This is a genomic window from Methylosinus sp. R-45379, assembly GCF_001644125.1.
Lineage (GTDB): Bacteria > Pseudomonadota > Alphaproteobacteria > Rhizobiales > Beijerinckiaceae > Methylosinus.
Window position 1 is genome coordinate 1 of the sequence record NZ_LUUM01000303.1, and the last position, 13,847, is coordinate 13,847.

Here is a 13,847-nt window from a genome sequence, read left to right on the forward strand (position 1 = left end):
AGGTGGGACAGGTGGGACACTTCCCACAAATTCAGAAACTTGCATATGTCCCACCTCCGTCGATAAACGCGGCGAGGTGGGACAGGTGGGACGCTACAGCGCCGTATCCGCCTCCATGCTTCCATCGCCGGCCGGCGGCGAGCCGTCATCGTCGCCCCATTGATAGGACTGCCCGATCTGCGCCTCGAAGGCGGCGCGGCATTCGGCGAGGGGCGGAAAAACCCAGCAATAGACGCGCTTCGACTGGACGAGAGGCCGCCCGTCTTCGCCGATCGCCTCGACTTCTTCGAGCGATTTCACCCTGGCCATGTTTGGGAGGAGACGCTTCATGCGAATGCCGAATTCCGTCTCGGCCGCCTTTCGCCGCACGCCGATGCGTTCCGTGCTGCGCAGATAATCATTGAACAAGGTCACGATCGGCACGCGCGCGCGCCATGCGGCCGCGCGATGCGTCTGCGTTCCATTCTCGAGCCGCGCCAGCCACCAGGCGGCGATCGGATCGAGCGATCTTATCTTTTGCTCGAGCAGCGCCTCTGTGCGCGGGATCGATCGCAAATTCGGCGAGCCTGGCGCATCCAGCTCGCAATCCAAGAGATCGGCGAGCAGCGCCTCCAAGCCGCCGCTCTCAAGCTCCTTCCACATTTCGGCGAAATAGCCGTGGTTTTCCTTCACTCCGGCGCCGACGTCGAAGACGGCGAAACGCCGCTCGTCCATCCCCGCCGGCACCACCCAATCGCTGTTCGATGTGAAGATCAGCCGCACATAATTATTGAGCCTGATCGGATCGACGCCCTTCGCCTCGATCATCTGCTTGGGCGCCGTGACGAGGCCTTTGAGCCGACCTTCGGCCCCCTTGTCGCCGGCCCAGACGCCCTCGTCGACCTGCAGCAGCAGGCAGCTCGCCATATGCGCGTTGAAATTGCCGATCACATAGCGCTGATCATCGACGAGGAAGTAATGCGCTGCGATCATCTTGCCGATCACATCGCCGATCGTGCTCTTGCCGACGCCCTGCAATCCCCGCAGCACGATCGCCGTGCCGACGCGCTCGCGCGGCCGTTGCAGCAGATGCGCCAGCCAATGCCAAATCCAGTCGAAATGAATCGTGTCGCCGAGACAGATATTATTGATGAGGTGATCTCGGAAAATCTTATAGCGTTTCCATCTTTCCGCTTTCGGCGTGACGCGATCCGGCGCGATCGAAAAACCGCGATAGAGATTGATATAGCCGGGCGTTCCTTCAACTTCGTCGGGATTGGGCCAAAACTCTATTCCGACATAGGTCAAACGCTCCTTATGGCCGAGCCAATAAGGTCCGAGCTTCACGAAGACACGCACCGTCTCCCATGTGCCGTCATCCTGTCGCTTGCGGCGCGGCACGGAAGCGCCGCGATTGTGCATATAGGCCTTGAAGGCGTCGAGCGAGAGCATGCGCAGCCGATCCTCGGGCGGCGCTTCCGGCTGCGTTCGAATGACGATCGCGCGGCTGCCGATCAGCACGAAGGCGAATTCGCTGTTCAGCCGATCGATGACGCTGCCGTCGCCATCATCGCCATCATCGTCGGATGGCGGCGGCGGCTCTGGAGGCTCTTCCGGCGGCTCGCGCGGCGGCGCATCTCCCCCCGAGGAGGGAGACCCGTCGCTGGATTTCGCGCCCCGCGGAAAGGCGAGAATTTCCGCCGTCTCGACAATGCGAACGATCTCGTCGGAGGATGTCATATCGCTGCGGCCGCCTCACGATCGAGACGTTCGATCTCTGCGACGATGAGCGCGCCAGCGCGGATGAGATCGCGCCGGTGGCTTTTCGGCTTCCACCATGATGGCGACCAAGAAATAGGCCATGTGGCGGGAACCATGGGGCGGGCGCGATCGTGCAAATGAAATTTCATTTCACGGCGGTTCGGTGGAATTGCATAACTCGCGGCGGCCATAGCAAGAGACCGATCGATATGCTTATCGTCATGTGCTGGGGTCCAGCCTTCGATGTCGACCTGTCGTCGCCGTTCCGCGATGATATCCCGCACTGCGGGCGATAGCTCTTCCGTCACGCCGCGACCCTCCCCGTCATTCTCATCTTGTTGAAATCATCGCCAGCGCGGCTCATCGCGAGATAGATCGCGAGCTGCGGATGCGCCGCGGAAAAGCGCTTCCCCGCGCGCTCCATCTTCAGCCTGGTCGCGAAAGCCTCGCTGTCGCCGTCGCCGAGCAGAAACAGCTCTTCGACGCTCGCAGGCACATCGATCAGCGGCCAATCATTCTCGAAATCGACCTCGGCCGAGCCGACGAAAACCGCTCTCGCGCGCCCCAGAGCATCAGGCGCTGTTTCCGTCGGATGGCGCACGCGGCCCTTCGCCTTGCCGCAGAGATTGTCGAGATCGACGGAGCTGCGGAACTCCGCGCCCTCGAGCAGCGGCGAGCCGCGCTCGGCGAGCGCGTCGAGGACGGAGATCACCGTCTCGATTCCCTCGCCGATCATCAGGCGCCGCGGCGCGCCGGCGGACGGCCGCAGCAGAATGGAGCCGCCCTTCTTCGAGCCGCGCACCTTCTTGGACGGCAGCTCTTTGCCCTTCGCGTCGACGATCGCCGCCTTGCCCTTCTCGGTCGAAAGATCGATCCACGTCTGATGCACGCCGCCGAAGCGGCCGTCCGGCCTTATGATCGCCGCCACCATGGCCGGCCCCTCATGGACGATCGCGCCGCCCGGCTTATCCCAAAGGGCGAGACGTTCCGCGAATTTCAGCCGCGCGCCGATAGGCAGCGATAGCCCGCGGTGCGCGAGATAAGCCTCGACCAGCGTCCCCTGTGGCGGAACAGCGCGCCGCCATATCTTCCAGGCGCGCCGCCGCTCATCCTCGCGAAACTGTTCCGCGACGCGCGCCTGGCGCGCCTCTTCTTCCGCCCGCTCGCGCGCCTCTCGCGCCAGGCGCTCTTCGCGCTCGCACCGCTCGGCCGCGCTCTCCGCCGCCGCGCGCCCCGGCGGCGGCCGTCCGGTCAGCGTCTCGCAGGCGGCGATGAAATCCGTGCCATCTATATGCATGGCGAGCGCGAGGGCATCGCCGCCAGTCCCGCTCTTGCGGCAATACCATTTGTTCTTTTTCAGATTGACCGAGAAGCGATCGACGCCGCCGCAGCCGGGGCAGGGCTGGCCCTGATCGCCGGGCAGGATCTTGATCGAGCGCCGACGGCAGAAATCCGCGACCTTCACGCGCCTCGCCTCCACGATCCAATCCTCGAAATCGACGTCGCTCACGCCGCCTCCGAATAGTCGCAGTTGAAAAAGCCCTGCGCGCCTTTCACCGGCCGCAGATCATTCGAGACGCGCAGGTCGAGCATCGGCCATGCGAAATTGGCGTATTCGTCGCGCTCGGAGTCATTTATGAACGCGCCGCCGAACTCGTGCGCAATATGCCCGGCGCGGCGCGGCGCGCCGAGGAGCGCAGTTCCCAAAATGCAGGACAATGGCAGCGATCCCGGATGCGCATGCCACTTTTCGAGGAACGGCAACGCGATCTCCGGCCGCAATCCGGTAGTCCAGCGGTTATCCCCTTTCAGCCGAAGGATGAGATTGGCGATCTCCTCCCGCTTGACCTTGCGCGCGCCGGCATGGAGCGCGATGCGCTGCCCGACCACCGAGCGAGGAGCCTCCCAGCTGCGAAACTCATAGGGCTTCGCGCCGACGATGATCAGCGAGCACCATGGCTGCCAGATGGTGAGCGCTTTCATCACGCCGCCGCTCCGCTATCCAGCAGATCGAACATCGTCGGCGCGCCGATCTGTCGCTCGGCCGCCTGCAGATATTTGATCCCGTCGAAGAAATATTTGTCGGAGAGCTCGACGGCGCGCCCGCGCCGCTTCAAATGCAGCGCGCGAAACGGCACAGTGAAGAGACCGCCGAACGGATCATAGACCAGCTCGCCCTCGCGGCTGTAGCGCTGGATCAAGCGATCGACGATGTCGAATTGCAGCGGGCAGACATGCTGCTCGCGTCCGCTCGCGCTCTGCGCGCCATTGAGCGTCCGCATACGATTGACGTCGTGCCACACATCCGCGCTGTGCGAGCCCGGCGCCAGCGCCATGAAGGTCGAGGGCAGGGCGCCGCGCGCCTCCAGCTCCTCGCCGATCCGCACATGTGTCTCATAATCATAGACGCGCGCGAGGCTCCATTGCGTGAACAACTTGGCCAGCGAGCCGGGATCGACATGAGCCAGCTCCTCCGGCGTCGCGAGACGATCTCCGGAGGAGCGCCAGAACGCATGCGCATCCACCTGCCAGCGCGCCAGCGACGCGGAGCCGCCGTCGCGCTCGCGCGCCACCGGAACATCGGCATAGCCTCGCGAGCGGTCGCTCTGCGGCTTGCGCATGATGACCACATACTCGGGCGAGCCGACGCCCATCTTCGTCCCGTCCTTCAGCATCTCCGAATAGCCGAGACGATAGGTCTGATTATTCTCACGCACGACATCGGTGACGACGGTGATCATCGCCATGAATTGAAACCCATGGCGCTTGTAATGAAAGATCGTCTCTGCGTGGAAAGGCGAGATCGTCGGCACGCCTTCGCCGGTCACATTGCCGAATAGCACGCGATCCTTCACATGAATGGCTGCGATGCGTCCCGGCTTCAGAGCGCGCAGCAGCTCTGGCGTGAGAAAATCCATCTGCTGCCAGAAATGCGTATTGTCGTCGGTATGGCCGAAGTCATTGTAGCTCGGCGTATATTCATAATGATTGGCGAAGGGGATGGAGGTCACGATCAGATCGAGAGAATTCTCACCCAGCCGCCGCGCCTCATCGACCGTGTCATTATTCGCGACCTGCCATCCTTCTCCCGAAGCCTCGATCCTCTCGACGCCGATCGTGCGCGCCAGCGTCTCGTTCATCGCGACATCGTTCAAGCCATATTTATGAATGATCTCGGTCATGGTCGCCCTCAGCTCGCCGTCGCGCTTCCACTTCGCCATTAGATCGCGATAGACCTGCCGTTCCGTATCGGCGTAGACGACGTCTATGCGCACGCGCTTCTTTTGCTGGAAGCGTTGAATGCGATGCACGGCTTGAATGAAATCGTTGAACTTGTGAGAGACGCCGCAGAAGACGGCGCGATGGCAATGGTGCTGCATGTTCGGCCCGGAGCCGAGCATGATCGGCTTCGCGGCCAGCCGCTTCAGATTGCCGTCGGCGAAGCGCTGCATAATGTCGTCGCGCACATTCATCGCCTGTCCGCCATAGACGGAGACGACCTCCGGCAACGCCTTCTCCAGCGCCTTTCGCTCATCCTCGAGATCGTGCCACAGCAAAAAATGATCTTGCTGCGCCTCGGCGACGATCTGCGCCGTCTTGGCGATGCGCGCGGCCAGACTGGCGCGCCGCGCCCGCGCGGCCTCGCCGAGATCGCCGGCGGCGTCGCCGAACATCTGGCCCTGGCCATTGCGCTCGAAGCGATAGCCGTCGACCTTGGTCGAGACCTCATGCGCGACGAGCTCGAAGGGCGGTAGATCATAACCCTCGTCGGAGAAGCCGAGATCGGACGGCTTCTCCAAAAACACCGCCCAGCTCGACACCCACAGCCAGAATTCCCGCTCCTTATGCGGATAGAGCGTCAGCTGATTGGCGCGCGTCGAATCGCGTTGGAAAAATCGCGTGAGCGCCTGGCCCGTATCCATCACGCCGAGAAAGCCGGCGTAATGAATGAGCTCCTTATAGCGATTGGGCGAGGGCGTCGCCGTCGCCACGAAGCGAAAGCGCACGCGATCGAACAGCGTCAAAAACGTCTGATAGGTCTTGGAGCCGAAAGAGCGCAGCACGCTCGCCTCGTCGAGGCTGACGGCGAGAAATTCATTCGGATCGAGCTTGCCGTCGCGCACCGGCTCGTAATTGGTCAGATGGAGTCCTTCGGCCTCGCAATCTTCGATGCGGCTGATCTTCTTGATCTCGACGCCGAGCTTCTCGCGCGCGTCGAGAATAATGTCGCGATGCACGCCATAGGGCGCGACGATGAGCCCACGTCCGCCGAATTCCTTCAGCAGCAGCCGCAGCAGTTCGATCTGCATGACGCTCTTGCCGAGGCCGAAGCGCGCGAATATGGCGCGCCTGCCGCCGCGCGCCGCCCATTTGACCAACGCGCCCTGGTGGCCGAGCAGCGCAGGCGAGAGATCCTCGTCGCGCACTTCGAAGCCGCTCTTCGGCGCGAGCCTGATCTTCGCGCGCAAAAAATCGAGATAGGGATCATCGGCCATGGCGCGCCTCCGCGGAAGCATCACGCAGGCGGCGGCGCATGACGGCGGCCGCAGCCTCTTCGCCGTCACGCTCGGCGATGGCGAGATAGTCCAGCTCCCACCGCGGCGGAACCCAGTGCGGCACTTCGATCCATGCGCGCGCCAGATCGGCCTTTATTTGTTGCGCGCCGCTGCGGCTCATTGCCCATGCTCCGCGATAACATCGAGAATGAAGCCGCCGAGGCCTTGCGGCTTGCCGCCGGCCGCGCGCGTCATCGCCTTGCGCAGCAGATCGAAAGGCGCGCGATGACGCAGCCCGATCGAGAGCGCTATGCCGAGATCGCGCGCATAGATATCCTGCGCATTATCGAGCTTCAGCCCATTGAGAAATATCTCGCCGAGGCGGCCGTCGGGATAAAACCCGAGCGTGCAAGAAAATTGCGTGCCTTCGAACTCGAATTCGAAGGCCTCGCCGGCGCGCCGATCGGGCAGACGCTGCGGCGCCTCCGTCAGCCGGGCGAGGATCATCGCGGCGATCGCCATATATTCCCGCGCAACCGTCGAATCGCACCATCCGCTATCGAGCAGGCACTGGCGAAACGCTTCGATCTCATCGCCCTCGATCGGCGCGCCCGCGCGCAGCAGCGCGCCGAGACGCTCTATCTCATCATATTTCATGCCCGCCTCCGGGAAGCCCGCGCGCGCTTGGCGAGGATCGCCGTTCGGCCGCTGTCGCGCAGATAGGTCAAAATCTCACGGCCCTCGGCGCGCAGCCCGGCGAGAACTTTGCGCAGCTCGTGATGCGCCGCGACATCGCAGATGAAGAGATAGCCTTGCTCGAACAATTGGGAGAGCATTTCGCGCTTACTGCGCGCTCTTGCCTTTTGCAGATTGCTCATCCGAGCTCCCCTCTATGCTCACGGCACGCCCACACCATTTCTTCGACGCGAAATGCCGATCCTCGGCCGAAGGGCGCGAGATCGGAGTTGCAGACGAAGCAGCGATGCACGATGCGCTTACGTCCATCGACGTTGACGACGCCGCCGCGCGTCGCTGTCGCGACGGGATCCTGCGGCGTCGCGACGGATGGTGAGGAGCCGAAGAGATCGGTCATCGCGTCACCGCCCTTTGCCGCGGGACCTGCGCGGCTCCGGCGGCCGGAAGCTGATCGCATGATGCGCCTCGCAATAGAGCGGACGCCGCGTCGGCGCGCCGCAATAGCAAAAATCCTCGGCGCGCGGATCGCCCAGCGGATATCGGCAGAGCCCGTTGCGCAGCTGCAGGATGGTTATTCCGCCGCTGGCGATCGGCGGTTCCGCGCGCGCCGCCTCGACGATCGCACGAGCATTTACGACCGCCTCGGCGAACGGCCATTCCGTCTCCGTCTCCGGCGCCGGCGCTATGGCCAATTCCTTTTGCGCAGGCGAGGGGGTAGGGGCCTTTGCCGCCTTCACGCGCCCCGGTTTTGATCGCGTGGCGCGCCCGACGCCTTTGCCGATGAGGCCGATATCTCGCAGCCTTCCGATAACGCCATTCTTGGAAATGCCCGAGCCCAGCCGCGCGGCGATCTCGGACGCAGTCACGCCGTCGAGCCAGAGCCGCTTCAGCTCCGCGTCATGCGCGAGCCATTTTGATTTCGGCGCGAGCGCAGCATCCGCCATCGCTCAGCCCACCAGCTCGCGCAGCGACGCGCGCTGCGCTTCCATCTCTTGAATTTCGCCGTCGTCAGACGCCAGGACGCCGAGGCGAGCCATGTCCAGCTCATGGGAGAGGCGGGCGATTTCATTCTCGATCTCTCGGACATAAGCAGCTTGAAGAACGCCGAGCACCCAGCCGCGCACGCCCTTGGTCCGGCGATTTTTGATGTTCTCGAGAGTGCCGGGCGCGAGGCCCGTGCGGCGAGCGACGATGCGCCGTGCCTGCAGACGCGAGACGCCCGAGCGCCGCGCCTCTCTCTCTTCCAGCTCGCCGGCCCACCTACGGGCCGCCTCGTCCAATGCGACGACTGACATTTTATCATCCGCCAGATGATGTTTCATCATTCCGATCCGTGCTCCACTCCTTCTCATGGGAGAGAGCACGATGGAGATGAGACGAGACCTTGCACCTTCCGCTTCGCCGCGAGGCCGCCAAGCACAGGCGGCGAAGCCGATGTTTCTCTTCACGACCGTCCGGGGCCGGCTTGTCAGGCCGGCCCCAGCGGTCGGATCGTTGCTCCACGAGACGAAGGCGTTGCAGCCACGATCAAATCCGCCCACCTTTCAGGACGCGCTGTCGCGCGAATTGGAACGGTGCCCCCGCGGCCGAATGCGGTTGCCGCCGGAGCGGCTGGCGACCCCTTTTCCCGATGACTCGTTTAGAGACGCCAGGCGGGGACCGTTTACCGTCGAACCGAAGCCCGACGTTCGGACACGTCAAACTGCGCTCTCGCGCGAATTCATCCCTCCGCGCATGCCCGCGGGGACGTATCCCCGCGGGCCGTCGGGGAAGCGGACGCCAGATCGCGATCGACATGATCCCGTCCGCCCTCCGCGCGAGCCGCTCCACTGGCCGCGCGAAGCTTCGATTTCTCCGCCGCCTCGGCGGCGCGCTTGCGCCTATCGGCGATCGTCGCGCGCACCGGTCCGATCGCGTCGGCGAGCGTGGCGGCGCAGGAATCCGCGAGCCGCATTCGGCCGACCTTGCCGTCGACCTCGAACAGGATGATGAGATCGCCCGTCTCCTCGCCGGTCTCGCAATTGCGCCAGGGGCCGACGGAGATCAGCGTCCCCAGCTTCGCCGCCCGTGCGGCGACGCGCCCGCTCACGAGCGCAAGCCTTCGATATCGTCGGCGACGATCGCCGCCGCGCAGGCGGCGAGAAAAGCGAGAAGATCGATGAGACGCCCGCTCATGCGTCGGCTCCTTCGGATTGAATGGCGGAGACGATGTGAGCCGACTGATCTGCCGCAGGTGGAGAAATCAAATCATTCGGAGTCACGGCGCCATTGGTCGCTTCCGAGATCTTCGCGGCCAGAGCCATCGAAGGAAGCTGTCGTTTGCTCTCGATCTTGCTCAAAAATCCCTTGGTCGCGCCCACCCGCGCCCCAAGTTGCTCGAGGGTGATCTTATTTGCGCGCCGAAAAGTGCGTAGCGGATGTTCCATTCCTAAAAAGTTTCATATCACGAAACATTTTGCAAGCGGAAAGTTTCCTTTAGGTGCAACGACTCGTGTTCACCCGTTTCCTATAATCCCAACATGAGAAAACCACTGACCATTCACGAAGATGACCGCCGCGACAGGCTCCATTATATCGAGGAGTGGATCGACCACCGCGGGCTAAAGCAGGCTGACGTTTGCCGCGAACTTGGCATTAGCAAGGGCACGGTCTCGAAATGGTGCTCAGGCGATCTGCCCGGTGAAGACAATGTAAAACGGCTTGCGGTGCTACTCAACACCGACCCAATCTCCTTATTTCGTCACCCTCTCGATGATTGGTTGACCCACTTTTTCCAAAACCGTCGAGACGAGGAGCTTTCGAGAATGGTCGACGTCCTGCGTGCTGCGTTCCCTCGTGATGACATCAGAGATCTGATCACGAAATCGGACGACCAAACGGAAACCGTAAACAAATTCGGATCTAGAAAAAAGGACCGCTGATACTGCGATCCGAACGCCGCACTATCTGTGCCGCGTTACGCATTTTGATTGAGATTCTCTTTTTGCCGATAGGGGATGTATCGCGCTCAAAAATTTCGTATCAGGAATCTAAGCAGTTGACATTAGTTTCCTGATACGAAACACTCACTCCATCGCACCTCGCGATGGAGTTTCAAAATGCGCTGTTCGGACGAATTCCCTTCATCTCCTACAAAATCCCGACGCGGCTTCGCCTGCGTAGCCCCCGAGAAGCAGCGCGAGATCGCCCGTCGCGGCGGCAGCGCCGTTCCCGCGGAGAAGAGGAGCTTCTCGCAAAATCCCGATCTTGCCGCCGCCGCGGGCCGCAAGGGTGGAACCTCCGTCGCGCCGGAGAAGCGCAGCTTCTCGCGCGATCCGGCGCTCGCCTCCGCCGCCGGCAAGAAGGGCGGCGTCGCCAGCCATAAGAAGGCGAGCGCCCGCGCATGATCGATGCTGCGCCCGCCTCGGCCTCCACGCTCGGACCAGCCTCTCTCGCGGAGCTTTGGAACGCGGCGCGCTGGCCGCAGACGCGCGCAGAAATGGTCGATCCTCTGCTCGTCACCTGTCGTCTCGCCGAGGACATCACCGATCTCTTCGAGGCGCATGAGGAACTGTCGCCGCAGGCGCTCGCCGCGCTCGGCTGGCCCGAGCATATCATCCAGTCCTATCTCGATATCGCCTGCAATCACGCCGCCGCAATATGTGCGCGTCGCCTGCAATTGCGCCGCGCCGAAATGCTCGCCGCTGCGATGGCCGATCCGCTCATTGCCGCAGAGCCGGATTTTCTCGTCTTCGATCCCGATCCGCTCGCCGCGACGCCGACTGTCGCGGCGACCATGCCGCTCGGCCTGCTGGCCCTCTGCTGTGGCGCCGCGCTCGGCGCTGTCACCTCACTCGCTCTGACCGCTTTTCTTTCTCTCGGAGGCTGAAATGCTCCCAATCGTCGTTTCCGATCCCACTTCTCAACCCATCGTCGACGCGCAGCGCAGCGTCATCGTCGATCTCGATGACGTGCTCTGGCGCGATCTGCGCGAGGCGCGCGTCGCCCGGAATCGTAGCAATATTCACGATCTGCGATTCCATCTGACGCGCCTCATCGCGCTGCGCCCGCCGCGCAACCTGCCGCCGCGCGCTCGCATGAAAATCGCAGCACGCCGCGACAAGGCGATCCTGGAGCTGGGCGGAGATTTCCTCACGCTCTCCAATGCGGCCACGCCGCGCGCACAGGAGGTCTGAGCATGGAAACGCAACAGCCTCCCACCTCCGAGCGCATCCTCGACAAGCTGACGCCGCGCGAGCGCCAGGTCGCCGTCCATATGGCCAAAGGTCTGCTCAACAAGGAGATCGCCACAATCATCGGCATCAGCAACAGGACGGTCGAGACGCATGTCCTGCATATCAAGCTGAAGATCGGCAAGAACATCAGCAAGACGCGCGCTTCCATCGTGTTGAGCGAGGAGCTGAACAGAGAAGCGGCGAGAATAATCGAATCCGCCGCGCCGATCGCAAAGACATCCAGCGCCGATCTTAACGCCGAGCCCGGAGCCTGAGCCATGAACACGCTGCCCCTGCACAAGATCGCGGGCGTCTCGCGTTTCAACGCCCGCCGCGACGAGCCGGCCGCGCCGGAGGAGATCGCCGAGCTGGCCGCCTCAATCCGCGAACATGGCGTCATCGACCGGCTGCTGCTGCGCGTCGAGGACGGCAAGACGGTCGCGCTCGACGGCGGCCGGCGCTTTCAGGCGCTGGCGTCGTTGGTCGAGCATGGCGACATCGGCGTCGATTGTCCGGTCCCCTGCGAAATTTTCGAGGGCTCGGACGAGCAGGCGGCCGAGGTCAGCCTCGTCTCCTTCCTGCAGCGTCGCGACTTGCATCCGGTGAGCGAGTTCGAGCAGCTCGTGCGCTTGCGCAATGCGTTTTTTCTCAGCGACGACGAGATCGCGCGCAAGACCGGCAAGAGCCTGCGCTTTGTGAAGGATCGCCTGCGGCTCGGCCGCCTCTGCCCGAAGGTGCGCGACTATTGGCGCAGCGGAAAGCTCAGCGCCGAGCAGGCGTGCGCCTTCGCCGCCAGCGCCAGCCATGAGGATCAAGAGCGCGAGCTCGCCGAGCTGGAGCATCAATGCGACGGCGGCGATCTCTTCGCCTATGTCGACGCGGAAGAAATCGCCGAGCATTTGCGGGGCGAGTCCGTGCGCGAGACGAATTATCTCGCCGCCTTCGTCGGCAAAGAGGCCTATGCATCCGCCGGCGGCGAGCTCGACGAGCAGCTGCTCGAAGGTCACAGCTGGTTTCTCGACGGCCCGCTGCTGAAGCGTCTCGCCGAGGAGAAGCTCGAAGCGATAGGCGCGGCGATCGTCGCGGCGGAAGGCTGGGGTTGGTCTTGCTACGAGCATAAGGACCAGCATCGCTGGAACGATGCGAATTTCGCCTTCGACGCGAGCGATGGCGATTACACCGAGGATGAGCTGAAGCGCCTCGACGAGATCGAGGCTCTCCCGCAGGACCAGCGCGCGGCCGCGCAGGACGAGGTAGAGCAGATCGAAGCTCTGGCCATTCTGCGCTCGATTCCCGCCGAGGAACGCGCCGAGCAAGGAATCTATCTCAGTCTTCATCGCGGCTCCGGCCGCGTGATCATCGAGCGCGGCGTCATCTTTCGCGAGACCGCCGGCGATGAGCGTGCGCCGGACGAGGACGAGGATACGGAACCGTGCGCGGCTTCGCGACCGCTCGCCACGCCGAGATTGGAGACGATCGCCGCAGAGCCGGGCGCTATGCCGCCTTTGCCGGAGCCGCCCGCCAAAGCCTTGCGCGCCGTGCTGGACGAGGCGATGGACAAGGCCCTCGCCGACGTCACCGGCCGCAGCGTCAGCCTCGCGCTCGTCTATCTGACCGCCGCGCTCGGTTGCCGCTATGGCGCCGACACGCTCGATCTTTCGCACGGCTATGGCGGCAAGGGCTCGACTATCCATTTTGGCGACCAGCCGCGCAACGCGCTGCTGCGCAAGATCAAGGATCAGCCTTTCGAGCAGGCGCTCTACAGCTGCTGCGCCGCGCAGCTCGACGATCCGAGCCTCGTTCCCGGCGCGCTCGCCGAGTTGACCGGCGGCTTCATCTCCTCCGCCCGCTCGAAGAATATCGATCTGCCGCGGCTGATGATCGGCGTCGCCTCGCGTTTCTCGGACATCTCCGCCGCACTCGATCGCGCGCTCGATCGCGAGGCCTATTTCAAGGCCGAGAGCAAGAATCACGCGCTCGCCGCAATATTGGAGATCGAGGGCGAAGCCGCCGCCATCGAAGCGCGCAAGCTGAAGAAAGACGACATCGTCCAGCGCGCCGCTTTGAGCGCCAAGGACCGCCATTGGCTTCCCGACATGCTCGCCGATGCGACGCGCGCCCGGCCGAAGGACACGCGCTCGACGGCGCAGGCGATGGCCGAGGCGATCGAGGCCGATGAGGCCGGCGATGACGAGGAGGAGATTGGCGATGTTCGCTTGCTCGAGGAGGAATCGACCGGGGAAAATCTACATCTGGCGGCATCTGGCGACGACGCGCATGCGCCGACCGCGGATGCTGATGACGCGGCTGGCCATAATGATCCGGGCGGCGTCGCGGAAAAATCCGCCACGCCCGCTCGTGACGCGAGTGATGGTCGTGATCCGGGCGAGCGCATCGCATCAGCGCATGACCAAGCCGAGAAAGGCTGGACCATCCGCATCGGCCAATCGCCCGCGCATTATTCCGCGCCCGTGCTCGCGCGCTTCCTTTCGACCAATGTCGAAGCGGTCGACGGCGCGCGCCTCAAGGCGAGCGAATTGCGCGAAGCCTATCTCGCCACGCAAGGCGAGGAAGTCTCGATAAACGAGATCGGCATGCTGCTCAAAACGCTGGGCGTCGAGAAGCAGCGCCAGAAGGATGGAATCTATTATCTCGGCCTCGCGCTGAAGCCTTCGCGCGCCGCCGCGGCGGCGAGGTAAGC

Annotated in this window: 19 protein-coding genes; 6 read left to right on the forward strand and 13 right to left on the reverse strand. The window is 63.5% G+C overall.

Annotation, left to right across the window (positions count from 1 at the left end):
• Positions 1-93 precede the first annotated feature (93 nt).
• The 13 genes from A1351_RS21900 to A1351_RS21960 all read right to left on the reverse strand — a co-directional run bounded on the left by A1351_RS21900 (position 94) and on the right by A1351_RS21960 (position 9,358).
• The gene (locus A1351_RS21900; protein WP_064033921.1) at positions 94-1,719 is read right to left on the reverse strand and encodes a primase-helicase family protein; all 1,626 of its coding nucleotides are present in this window, start codon (positions 1,717-1,719) and stop codon (positions 94-96) included.
• Positions 1,716-2,048, reverse strand: a complete 333-nt coding sequence (locus A1351_RS24965) for a hypothetical protein (protein ID WP_064033922.1) — start codon at positions 2,046-2,048, stop codon at positions 1,716-1,718. Before A1351_RS24965 ends, A1351_RS21900 begins: the two co-directional genes overlap by 4 nt.
• Positions 2,045-3,250: a hypothetical protein gene (locus A1351_RS21910; protein ID WP_064033923.1), complete on the reverse strand. Its 1,206-nt coding sequence runs from the start codon at positions 3,248-3,250 to the stop codon at positions 2,045-2,047. Before A1351_RS21910 ends, A1351_RS24965 begins: the two co-directional genes overlap by 4 nt.
• Positions 3,247-3,726 (reverse strand): hypothetical protein, encoded by a 480-nt coding sequence (locus A1351_RS21915; RefSeq protein ID WP_157096445.1) that lies wholly within the window; start codon positions 3,724-3,726, stop codon positions 3,247-3,249. The genes A1351_RS21910 and A1351_RS21915 overlap by 4 nt, the downstream gene beginning before the upstream one ends.
• Positions 3,723-6,236, reverse strand: coding sequence for a DNA methyltransferase (locus tag A1351_RS21920; RefSeq protein WP_245291705.1), 2,514 nt, complete (start codon positions 6,234-6,236; stop codon positions 3,723-3,725). The genes A1351_RS21915 and A1351_RS21920 overlap by 4 nt, the downstream gene beginning before the upstream one ends.
• Entirely contained in the window at positions 6,226-6,417 is a 192-nt protein-coding gene (locus A1351_RS21925; RefSeq protein ID WP_064033926.1) for a hypothetical protein, read from the reverse strand. Before A1351_RS21925 ends, A1351_RS21920 begins: the two co-directional genes overlap by 11 nt.
• Positions 6,414-6,893 carry a hypothetical protein gene (locus tag A1351_RS21930; RefSeq protein ID WP_083967455.1) on the reverse strand — a complete coding sequence of 160 codons (480 nt, stop codon included), beginning with the start codon at positions 6,891-6,893 and terminating at the stop codon, positions 6,414-6,416. Before A1351_RS21930 ends, A1351_RS21925 begins: the two co-directional genes overlap by 4 nt.
• The gene (locus A1351_RS21935; RefSeq protein ID WP_157096447.1) at positions 6,890-7,114 is read right to left on the reverse strand and encodes a hypothetical protein; all 225 of its coding nucleotides are present in this window, start codon (positions 7,112-7,114) and stop codon (positions 6,890-6,892) included. Before A1351_RS21935 ends, A1351_RS21930 begins: the two co-directional genes overlap by 4 nt.
• Entirely contained in the window at positions 7,111-7,329 is a 219-nt protein-coding gene (locus A1351_RS21940; protein ID WP_064033928.1) for a hypothetical protein, read from the reverse strand. Before A1351_RS21940 ends, A1351_RS21935 begins: the two co-directional genes overlap by 4 nt.
• 4 nt (positions 7,330-7,333) lie before the next feature.
• Positions 7,334-7,876: a GcrA family cell cycle regulator gene (locus A1351_RS21945; protein WP_064033929.1), complete on the reverse strand. Its 543-nt coding sequence runs from the start codon at positions 7,874-7,876 to the stop codon at positions 7,334-7,336.
• A gap of 3 nt (positions 7,877-7,879) precedes the next feature.
• Positions 7,880-8,227 carry a hypothetical protein gene (locus A1351_RS21950; protein ID WP_157096449.1) on the reverse strand — a complete coding sequence of 116 codons (348 nt, stop codon included), beginning with the start codon at positions 8,225-8,227 and terminating at the stop codon, positions 7,880-7,882.
• A gap of 425 nt (positions 8,228-8,652) precedes the next feature.
• Positions 8,653-9,021: a hypothetical protein gene (locus A1351_RS21955; RefSeq protein ID WP_064033931.1), complete on the reverse strand. Its 369-nt coding sequence runs from the start codon at positions 9,019-9,021 to the stop codon at positions 8,653-8,655.
• A gap of 82 nt (positions 9,022-9,103) precedes the next feature.
• Entirely contained in the window at positions 9,104-9,358 is a 255-nt protein-coding gene (locus tag A1351_RS21960) for a helix-turn-helix domain-containing protein (RefSeq protein WP_083967456.1), read from the reverse strand.
• Positions 9,359-9,451: 93 nt separating this feature from the next.
• Between A1351_RS21960 and A1351_RS21965 the strand changes: the two genes are divergently transcribed.
• From A1351_RS21965 to A1351_RS21990, 6 genes are all read left to right on the forward strand, one after another.
• On the forward strand, positions 9,452-9,853 hold the full coding sequence (locus A1351_RS21965; RefSeq protein ID WP_064033933.1) for a helix-turn-helix transcriptional regulator: 402 nt from the start codon (positions 9,452-9,454) through the stop codon (positions 9,851-9,853).
• Positions 9,854-10,030: 177 nt separating this feature from the next.
• Positions 10,031-10,318 carry a general stress protein gene (locus A1351_RS21970; RefSeq protein WP_064033934.1) on the forward strand — a complete coding sequence of 96 codons (288 nt, stop codon included), beginning with the start codon at positions 10,031-10,033 and terminating at the stop codon, positions 10,316-10,318.
• Positions 10,315-10,800, forward strand: coding sequence for a hypothetical protein (locus tag A1351_RS21975; RefSeq protein ID WP_064033935.1), 486 nt, complete (start codon positions 10,315-10,317; stop codon positions 10,798-10,800). The genes A1351_RS21970 and A1351_RS21975 overlap by 4 nt, the downstream gene beginning before the upstream one ends.
• A 1-nt stretch (position 10,801) precedes the next feature.
• A complete protein-coding gene (locus A1351_RS21980; RefSeq protein WP_064033936.1) occupies positions 10,802-11,107 on the forward strand; it encodes a hypothetical protein in 306 nt (101 codons plus the stop codon).
• A gap of 2 nt (positions 11,108-11,109) precedes the next feature.
• Positions 11,110-11,421, forward strand: coding sequence for a LuxR C-terminal-related transcriptional regulator (locus A1351_RS21985; RefSeq protein ID WP_064033937.1), 312 nt, complete (start codon positions 11,110-11,112; stop codon positions 11,419-11,421).
• A 3-nt stretch (positions 11,422-11,424) separates the two neighbouring features.
• Positions 11,425-13,845 (forward strand): ParB/RepB/Spo0J family partition protein, encoded by a 2,421-nt coding sequence (locus A1351_RS21990; RefSeq protein ID WP_064033938.1) that lies wholly within the window; start codon positions 11,425-11,427, stop codon positions 13,843-13,845.
• Positions 13,846-13,847: the final 2 nt, after the last annotated feature.

Excerpts from the sequence above, each read along its gene's own strand:
- A1351_RS21900 (WP_064033921.1), bottom strand. The coding sequence starts at position 1,719 with ATGACATCCTCCGACGAGATCGTTCGCATTGTCGAGACGGCGGAAATT.
- A1351_RS21920 (WP_245291705.1), bottom strand. The coding sequence starts at position 6,236 with ATGGCCGATGATCCCTATCTCGATTTTTTGCGCGCGAAGATCAGGCTC.
- A1351_RS21925 (WP_064033926.1), bottom strand. The coding sequence starts at position 6,417 with ATGAGCCGCAGCGGCGCGCAACAAATAAAGGCCGATCTGGCGCGCGCA.
- A1351_RS21930 (WP_083967455.1), bottom strand. The coding sequence starts at position 6,893 with ATGAAATATGATGAGATAGAGCGTCTCGGCGCGCTGCTGCGCGCGGGC.
- A1351_RS21935 (WP_157096447.1), bottom strand. The coding sequence starts at position 7,114 with ATGAGCAATCTGCAAAAGGCAAGAGCGCGCAGTAAGCGCGAAATGCTC.
- A1351_RS21940 (WP_064033928.1), bottom strand. The coding sequence starts at position 7,329 with ATGACCGATCTCTTCGGCTCCTCACCATCCGTCGCGACGCCGCAGGAT.
- A1351_RS21945 (WP_064033929.1), bottom strand. The coding sequence starts at position 7,876 with ATGGCGGATGCTGCGCTCGCGCCGAAATCAAAATGGCTCGCGCATGAC.
- A1351_RS21950 (WP_157096449.1), bottom strand. The coding sequence starts at position 8,227 with ATGTCAGTCGTCGCATTGGACGAGGCGGCCCGTAGGTGGGCCGGCGAG.
- A1351_RS21960 (WP_083967456.1), bottom strand. The coding sequence starts at position 9,358 with ATGGAACATCCGCTACGCACTTTTCGGCGCGCAAATAAGATCACCCTC.
- A1351_RS21965 (WP_064033933.1), top strand. The coding sequence starts at position 9,452 with ATGAGAAAACCACTGACCATTCACGAAGATGACCGCCGCGACAGGCTC.
- A1351_RS21970 (WP_064033934.1), top strand. The coding sequence starts at position 10,031 with ATGCGCTGTTCGGACGAATTCCCTTCATCTCCTACAAAATCCCGACGC.
- A1351_RS21975 (WP_064033935.1), top strand. The coding sequence starts at position 10,315 with ATGATCGATGCTGCGCCCGCCTCGGCCTCCACGCTCGGACCAGCCTCT.
- A1351_RS21980 (WP_064033936.1), top strand. The coding sequence starts at position 10,802 with ATGCTCCCAATCGTCGTTTCCGATCCCACTTCTCAACCCATCGTCGAC.
- A1351_RS21985 (WP_064033937.1), top strand. The coding sequence starts at position 11,110 with ATGGAAACGCAACAGCCTCCCACCTCCGAGCGCATCCTCGACAAGCTG.
- A1351_RS21990 (WP_064033938.1), top strand. The coding sequence starts at position 11,425 with ATGAACACGCTGCCCCTGCACAAGATCGCGGGCGTCTCGCGTTTCAAC.